At 69.2% G+C, this 8,258-nt stretch carries 8 protein-coding genes; all 8 read left to right on the forward strand.

Features of this window, described 5'->3' with window-relative positions; genetic code table 11:
- Window positions 1-701 (forward strand): type VII secretion integral membrane protein EccD (gene eccD / locus QR77_RS20920; protein WP_040023564.1); only part of this gene is annotated, 701 nt, incomplete at its 5' end.
- A 100-nt stretch (window positions 702-801) separates the two neighbouring features.
- Window positions 802-2,427, forward strand: a complete 1,626-nt coding sequence (gene eccB, locus QR77_RS20925; protein WP_040023566.1) for a type VII secretion protein EccB — start codon at window positions 802-804, stop codon at window positions 2,425-2,427.
- Window positions 2,428-2,604: 177 nt separating this feature from the next.
- On the forward strand, window positions 2,605-2,946 hold the full coding sequence (locus QR77_RS20930) for a hypothetical protein (RefSeq protein ID WP_040023568.1): 342 nt from the start codon (window positions 2,605-2,607) through the stop codon (window positions 2,944-2,946).
- Window positions 2,947-3,065: 119 nt separating this feature from the next.
- Complete coding sequence (locus QR77_RS20935) at window positions 3,066-3,386, forward strand: WXG100 family type VII secretion target (protein ID WP_040023569.1); 321 nt, start codon at window positions 3,066-3,068, stop codon at window positions 3,384-3,386.
- 216 nt (window positions 3,387-3,602) lie between these two features.
- Complete coding sequence (locus QR77_RS20940; RefSeq protein WP_040023570.1) at window positions 3,603-4,052, forward strand: type VII secretion system-associated protein; 450 nt, start codon at window positions 3,603-3,605, stop codon at window positions 4,050-4,052.
- 151 nt (window positions 4,053-4,203) lie between these two features.
- Window positions 4,204-7,350: an AAWKG family protein gene (locus QR77_RS49815; RefSeq protein ID WP_040023572.1), complete on the forward strand. Its 3,147-nt coding sequence runs from the start codon at window positions 4,204-4,206 to the stop codon at window positions 7,348-7,350.
- Between the two features lie 86 nt (window positions 7,351-7,436).
- Entirely contained in the window at window positions 7,437-7,913 is a 477-nt protein-coding gene (locus QR77_RS20950; RefSeq protein ID WP_040028370.1) for a YbaB/EbfC family nucleoid-associated protein, read from the forward strand.
- Entirely contained in the window at window positions 7,906-8,256 is a 351-nt protein-coding gene (locus tag QR77_RS20955; protein WP_040023574.1) for a hypothetical protein, read from the forward strand. Before QR77_RS20950 ends, QR77_RS20955 begins: the two co-directional genes overlap by 8 nt.
- Window positions 8,257-8,258 lie beyond the last annotated feature (2 nt).

The raw sequence follows: 8,258 nt of genomic DNA on the forward strand, positions 1-8,258 counted from the left end.
ACACACCGTTCTTCCTCGCCACCGCGCTGGTCTCGGCAGCCGCCGCGATCTCCGGTGTGCTGATGAGCGTGCTCGACGTGGCGGTGGACGACGCGGCGAGTGTGGTCGCCGGCCTGGTGGTCGTCGGCGGCGGCTTCGTACCGGCCCTCGCCTTCAAACTGGCCGGCATGCGGATGCCCGCACTGCCCACCACCGCCCAGCAGTTGCAGGAGAACATCGATCCCTACAACGGCCGGGACGTCGCCACCCGCACCGAGCTGGCGAGCGGCTGGATGACGGCGCTGTACGCGGCGACCGGGACCATCTGCGGCGCCTGCCTCATCGCACTGGCCAGGCGGCCCGACCTGCCCGAGGCGCTGACCGCCATCGCGCTGACGCTGCTGCTCCTGCTGCACGGACGCGGCATGGTCCACGTGTGGCAGCGGCTGACGCTGGTGGTGCCCGGCGCCTGGGGCGCGTTCCTGATGATCGTCGGCGCGGCCGGCTCGCTCGGCGCCTCCGACCGGCCCGCGTTCGTCGCCGGCCTGCTGGCGCTGGCCGCCGTCCTCGCCATCCTGTCCTGGACGGTGCCGGGCCGCCGGATGCTGCCGTACTGGGGCCGCGCGGCCGAGATCCTGCACTCCCTGCTGGCCGTGGCCCTGCTGCCGCTGACGCTGTGGACGCTCGGCCTCTTCGGCTACCTGCGGTCGATCATGGGCTGACAGCGGAGCGCGGGGTACGGCGGACAGCCGCCGGCGGTCGTCCGACCGGCCGCGGGCGGGCAGTCGGGTAACACACCAACGGAGCGGCAGGCGGAGCGAGATGCAGTCCAAGCGCGACCAGGTCCAGGCGCACAGTTTCATCATGAGCCGGCTGACGTCCGGGATGCTGCTCGCCGATCCCGACGCGGCCGACAGCCCGCTCGGCCGCACCACCCGGGGCTTTCTGGTGGGCATTCTGATCGCCGTCATGGTGTCGGCCGGAGCGTTCGTCTTCGGACTGCTCGTGCCGGGCGGCAAGACGTCCTGGAAGACCTCGGGCGGCCTCATCGTCAACAAGGACACCGGCGGCCGTTACCTGTACCTCGACGGTCGGCTGCGACCCGTACGGAACTACGCGTCGGCCCGGCTGCTCGGCGGCTCCGACCTCAAGGCGACCGACGTCGGCACCGCCTCGCTGCGGGACACCCCCGTCGGCGTACCGGTCGGCATCCCCGGCGCCCCGGACAACATCCCGGGCGCCGCCGACCTGGACAGCGGTGCGTGGCAGGTGTGTTCCACGGTCGTGACGACCGTGGACCAGCAGGGCGGCGCCCGTACGCCGACCCCGCTGACCTCCGTGGTCGCGGGCAGCGCCGAGGCCGGCGAGGGACTCGGCACCAGCCAGGGCGTCGTGGTGACCGGGCCCGACAAGACCTCGTACCTGGTGTGGCAGGGCAGCCGCCTCAAACTGGACAAGGCGACCGGCGCCGCCGTCTCCCTCGGCTACGGCTCCGTCGCACCGCGCACAGTGACCGCCGCCTTCCTGGACGCACTGGTCTCGGGCCCCGCGCTCGTCCCGCCGGCCGTGCCGGGCCGGGGCGGCGCCGGACCCCGGTTGGAGGGCAACGCCAGCACGGTCGGCCAGGTCTTCCAGGTGCGCGTACCGGGCTCGACGGCGCAGTACTACCTGCTGCGCGAGGAGGGCCTCGTACCCCTCACCGACACCGGCGCCGCGCTGGCGCTCGGCGATCCGGCCACCCGCGAGAAGGCGTACGGCGGTGACTCGCCCCGCGCCGCCGTCCTCGGCACCGACGCGCTCAAGCAGCACCTGGCGCCCGGCAGCGAAGGCACCTCACCGGCCACCGACGGGCTGCCCGTCTCGCCGCCGAAGGCGGTCGACGTACCGGCCGGTGCCTCGGCGTGCGCGCGGGTCGAGCCCGGGACCGGCGGCGGCACCCGGGTGACCACCGTGCTCGTACCGACGGGCCTGCTGGCGCCGGTGGCACAGGTGTCGGGCGCCGAGGTGACCCAGGCCTGTCTGCGCGTCGACGCCGTGATCGTCCGGCCGGGACACGGCGCGCTCGTCCGGGCGCTGGGTGCCGGTGGTACCACCGTCGGTGACACCACGTACCTGGTGGGGGACACCGGGGCCAAGTACCGCGTCCCCACCGCCCAGGCGCTCTCGGCGCTCGGGTATCAGGAGTCGCAGGTACGGGCGCTGCCCTCGCCGCTGCTGGCGATGCTGCCGACCGGACCCGACCTCGACCCGAAGGCGGCCTCCGGCGCCGTGAAACCCACTGTCACGGCGGGGGATTGCGGTTCGGCGCGGGAGGGCACACTCGTGCCGGGCGGGCTGTCCGGCGGTTCGACCTCGGTCCCCGGCAACTCGGTCGCCGGCACCTCGGCCGTGGCCGGCTCCGCCGCCGTCGCGGGCTCGGCCTCCGTACCCGCGAAGAGCGCCCACTGAGACCCGTGGAAAGACCCCTGGAGAGCTGGAGTGCGCCAAAGATGTGGGTTTCCTGGAATGTTCAGCTCCATTTTGGCGCCCAGGCATCATTGCGATTCGAACTCCTGTAACTCTAGGCTCATTTACTAGCTCCGTCCGAAGATTCCGACGCACACCGTGCACGACGAGAGGCACACCATGGCAGGCGATGGCCAGCAGTCAAATGAACAGGCGACCAGGAACGGAATCCAGGCCCTGGAGTCCGCGTTCAGCGGCATCCTGAAGTCCCGGCAGGACGTCGACGGGACCCGCGCCACACTCTCCAGCGGCTACCAGGGCAGTGACGGTGGCCAGTTCGGCCAGCTTCTCCAGCAGTGGGACGACCAGGCCAACGTCATCCTCAAGAACCTTGAGGACATGATCGACAAGCTCAACACGAGCCTCCAGCAGCACAGCAAGACGCAGGGCTCGTCGAACGACGCGATCAACCAGGCGTACAACCAGTCCGACTCGGTCTTCCACCAGCTCACCGGAGCCTGACCGGACCGGAGCCTGACCGGACCGGGTCGCCGGGAGCGGCTCTTCGGTGCCGTCGCGACCCGCCGTTACGACCTGCTGTTACGACTTGACGTCATGACCCGAGACGAGACGAGATCATCATGCCTGACCTGACCGACGGTTCCATCTTCGTCGACTACGCCCACATGGAGAACGCCGCCGACGACATGGTCCAGCAGACCAAGGCGATCGCCAACACACTGTCGTCGCTCGAGGCGGAGCTGGGCGAGCTGAAGAAGACCTGGTACGGCGACGACGCCACGGTCTACACGCAGAAGCAGGCGGCCTGGGACCAGGCCGTGAAGAACATGGAGCAGTTGCTGACCTCGCACTCCAGCCTGCTCTCGGACATCTCGGGCAACTACAAGTACAGCGAGAACTCGCTCTCGCAGATGTGGTCCGAAGTCACCATCGGCCGCTGAGTCTTCGGGTACGGGACCCGGCACCGGGGACCCGCACCCGGGACCCGCACACCGAACAGCACACCGGAAACAGCACACCGCAACAGCACACGGGACCCGCACTCCCACCGGCACCACCGCGCACCGAACGACTCGGTACGGAGTCACTGAACTGTCACCGCCCTTTGCCGCCCGGACTCCGTTGCGCGACGGCGGGCCCAGAAGCAGGAGGATCACATGGCGGATCTGACGCACCTCGACTCGAAGGGGCTTCAGACCTTCGTCGACAACGACGTGGACGGCTTCATGAACGAGCTGGAAGCGATTCGTAAGGACGACCCGGCGGGTGTGCGGGCGCTCCAGAGCATCCTGGCCGGCCGCACCACAGCGGACACACTCCAGGAGAACCAGGTCCTCGCGATCGGCCTGATGGCGGCCGACGACTCCGTCAACGGGAGTTCGCTGATCTCCAAGGTGAAGGACTCGGCGCAGTCCGTGGACGACATCTTCGTGTCGCAGAAGACGCTGTTCAAGGACGTCGACCGGGATCTGCGGGAGACCATCAAGACGCTTCTCAAGACCCAGGGCACCAACCTGTCGTCGATCGAGGGCGAGAAGCTGCTCGACATCTTCTCGGATGTGGACGGCGATCTCGGCGGCGGATCCGGCGGCGGCGATGACAGCTAGCAGCAGCCAGGCAGCACACAGCAAGCCCGTAAGCCCGTAAGGCAGCTCGCCCGCACGGCCGGCATCGCCGGCACCATGAGCGCCGTCCCGTACCGCCCGGTCCACCGCAGGGCCGGCATCCCGATGTCCCCCACCGCACGGAGCCCTCGCCATGCCGGTCACGAACGACCCAGACGACTACTGGGGCAAGGCTGTCACGCTCCTCACCGGTTACGCGATGCCGAGCCGGAAAACGCTCTTCGACAAGCTGAAGAGCAAAGAGGGCATTCCGCTGTTCCGGATGGACATCCAGAGCATGGACATGCGTGCCGTCGCGCCCGAGGACTTCACCGCCATCAGCGGCTGGAACACCCACGACGGCGAGGACTACGACCTCGCCTTCTACACGGCGGGCGGGAACGGCGCTCATGACGGCGGGGTGCAGATGCACCGCGCGCGCATCGTGTTCATCGGCATCCCGAGCGTCGACGGCAAGGGCCACCTCCTCGACACGGGCGAGACCTGGGAGGCCGGCGCCTTCACCGGGCACTACGGCGACGAGTGGGACCTCGGCCCGCTGTCGCAGTACCTCGGCGGTCCCAAGGCGGCGCTGAACGGGCTGCTCGGCGGGACGACTCGCGACGTGTCGTTCAGCGGGCTGGACGTGGCCGACGCCGAGGCGGTCGACCTCGCCTCGTTCGAGCGCACCGCCCAGGCGTTCGACCGGGCCACCCAGTTCTTCATCGATCACGCGAAGACACTGGAGGCCTGGGAGAACTCGATCGGCACCGAGCAGTCCGCGTGGCGCGGGCAGGCGGCCGGGGTCTTCTGGCACCTGATCCACCAGCTCCACAAGAACTACGACAGTTACGTGGACCAACTCGGCGGCACCGACTACCAGTCCAAGAACCAGATGCAGAGCGGCTACCGGCCGAAGTCGCTGTTCGGTGACTCGCTGGCCGGCGCGCAGCAGAACCTGATCACCCAGGCGAAGGCGCTCCAGGACGCGTGGAACACCTGGTCGCAGACGTACTTCTACGACCCGCACCGCATGCTGCTGACCGCCCTGGACGAACTCACCAAGTGGGTCATCGCCAACAACGTGCCCTACATCCAGTCGCACTCGAACATGTCGTACGCCCCGACGTACTCGACGACGGACCAGTTCCAGGAGAACAGCCCGTACGGTCCGCTGAACGACATCAACACCTTCAAGAAGCTCGCCGAGAAGGTTGTCACCGACTGGAACACGCATGTCGACAGTGATCTCGGCAACCCCGCCCAGACGGTGATCTCGACCCTCGGCAATGACTGGAGCGATGCGGGCGGCGACTTCGACGATCCGCTGACGACCAAGGACACGACGACGCTCAGCGAGTCGTACCAGACGGAAGCGGCGGAGATCGCCCAGGAGAAGGCGGACCAGAACCAGCAGGATCTGAACGACAGCCTCGACGGCCTCGGTGACGACCTCAACAACGGGCTCGACGGTCTTGGCGACAACCTGAACGACCTGGGTGACGGGCTCGGTGACAACCTCAACGGCCTGGGCGACAACCTGAACAACCTGGGCGACGGGCTCGGCGACAACCTCAACGGTCTCGGCGACAACCTGAACAACCTGGGTGACGGCCTCGGCAACAACCTGAACAACCTGGGCAACGGGCTCGGCGACAGCCTCAACGGACTCGGTGGTCCCGGACCCGGCACGAACCTCAACGGCGGCGGCCCCCCGCCGGACCTCAGCAACCTCAGAACGCTCAACACCCCGCTCAACGGCCCCGGCGGCCTTCTGGGCGGCGGCCCCGGCGGCGACCCGGGCGGTGGTCCCGGCATGCCGCTCCCGCTGACCAACAACCTGCTCGGCGGGCCGAACGGCACCCCGCCCCCCGTCAGCCTCAACGGTGGCTTGAATCTCCCCAACAGCCGGGTGGACAGCCTCACCGGCCCCGGAGGCGGTACCACCAAGCTGAACGCCGACGGTTCGCTGGAGACGACGTTCCCCGACGGCAGCAAGTCGGTGGTCAACCCGACCGACGGCACGGTGACCACGACGACACCGGACGGCAACAGCACCACCTCGCCGCTCAACTCCGGTGACTCCTTCAAGAATCCGGACGGCAGCACCACCACGCTCAACCCGGACGGGACCCTCACCACCAGGTCCCCCGACGGTACGAGCACCACGATCAACCCGGACACCGGCGCGACGACCACCACCAACCCGGACGGCTCGACCACCACGTCGAACCTGAATCCGCAGGTGGGCAGCTTCTCCACACCGGGCGGCGGTACGTCACACCTCAACCCGGACGGTTCGCTGACCAACACCCTCCCGGACGGCACCCAGGAGACGATCAACCCCACCAACCACACGGTGACCACCACAACACCGGACGGTCACAGCACCACGTCGCCGCTCAACACCGGTGACGCCTTCAAGAACCCGGACGGCAGCACAACGACACTGAACCCGGACGGGACCCTCACCACGAAGTTCCCCGACGGCACGATCGACACGGTGAACCCGGCGACCGGTGAACTCAACACCACGTCCCCGGACGGTACGCAGCACACGTCGAACCTCAATCCGCCCGGGATCGACGGGCTCCCCGGCCCGAAGGACCTCACGAACAACCTGAACAATCCGCCCAGCGACCTCGACCTCGACAACCACCTCCCGGACTCGCTCAACCTGAACTCCCTGGGGAACAGCGGCAATCTGCCCGGCGGCGGGCTGCCGGACTCCACCTCGCTGCTGAACTCCGGCGGGGTCGGCGGGGGCGGTGCGGGGAGCGGGCTGAACGGCTTCGGCGACCCGTCGCTCGACGACTTCGAGGACTACGACTCCACCCCGTTCACCGGCGGCCCGCTCGGCGGCACGTCCAACGACCTCTCCGCCCTGATGGGCGGGCAGCAGGCGCAGCAGGGCCCCGCAGGCACACCGCTCAACCCGATGAGCGGCGGCGGTGGCGGCGGCATGGGCGGCGGCGGTGGCATGGGTGGCGGAGGCGGCGGCGGCTCCAACAACAACGAGCGCGTCAGGAACGTCCTCGGCGGCGAGACGGGCGGCGCTTCGCTGCGCCGGACCAGCTCCAGGGGGGTGCCGGAGGAGGGTGAGGACGTGGTCCTCTCGCGGAGCGGCCGGCCCACGACCAGTTCCGGGAGCCCGATGTACCCGGGCGGCGGTGGGCACGGCGGCGGCCAGGGCGACCAGTCGACCAGCAGTGGCGACAGGGAGCGGGCCGGCTGGGTGCCCGAGGACGACGACGTCTGGGGCACCGAAGGAGAAGGCGGCGCACCGGCGGTGATCGGATGACCGGCGAGGGCGGCAGCGCGGGGAACGGCGTGGGTCCGGGCGCCACCGGGCACACCCAGGACGGTGAGTCCGGCGCCGTACAGGGGATGAACCCCTTCACGGCCTCGGTGGAGCAGCGGCTCGCCGAGGCGGTGGCCGAACTCGAGGCCACCCAGGCCGGAGTGGCGAAGGCGGAGGCCGAACTGCGGGAGGCGTCCGTCACCGTACGGTCGAAGGACCGCGCCGTGGAGGTCACCGTAGGACACCAGGGCGAGCTGATCGGGCTGCGGTTCCTCGACGGCAAGTACCGCACGATGGCCGCCGCGGAACTCGCGGGCGCCGTACTGGAATCGGCGACCCGGGCACGTACGCTGATGTCGCGGCGGGTGATGGAGACCTTCGAACCGTTCACACGGCCCAGCGCCGGTGTGCCGGAGCTGACCGGGGTGGACGTCGACTGGGCGAAGATCTTCGGCCCTGCCGTACTTGACGACCCGAACGCGGAGCCCAGCCGGCAGCAGGGGGCACGGGGACTGCGCGACGAGATCAACGAGGACGCGGAGGACGAACAGCGACATGGGTGAGAGCAACGCGTACTACGCCGACCCGGCCCGTGTTCAGGGCGGCGTACGGCAGATGAACCAGATCAGCTCGCTCGTCGAGGGCCTCGTCGGCGACTTCGTCAGCTCGGCCAATCTGACGCGCGACTGGTGCGGTCAGAGCGACTCGATGGCCAAAGAGCTGATTCCGCAGGAGAAGAAGGAGCGGGACGGGTCGATCGACACCGGCCGCGCGCTCTCCGAAGCGGTGGTCGGCGTCGTCAACGGTACGAACGACAACGTGAAGAACATCCTGACCACCCAGGGCGGCAATCTGGACGCGATCCGCCAGTCCGCGGGTGGCGGGGGACACCGGCCGAGGCACTGAGC

It is taken from the genome of Streptomyces sp. 150FB (assembly GCF_000818195.1).
Classification (GTDB): Bacteria; Actinomycetota; Actinomycetes; order Streptomycetales; family Streptomycetaceae; genus Streptomyces.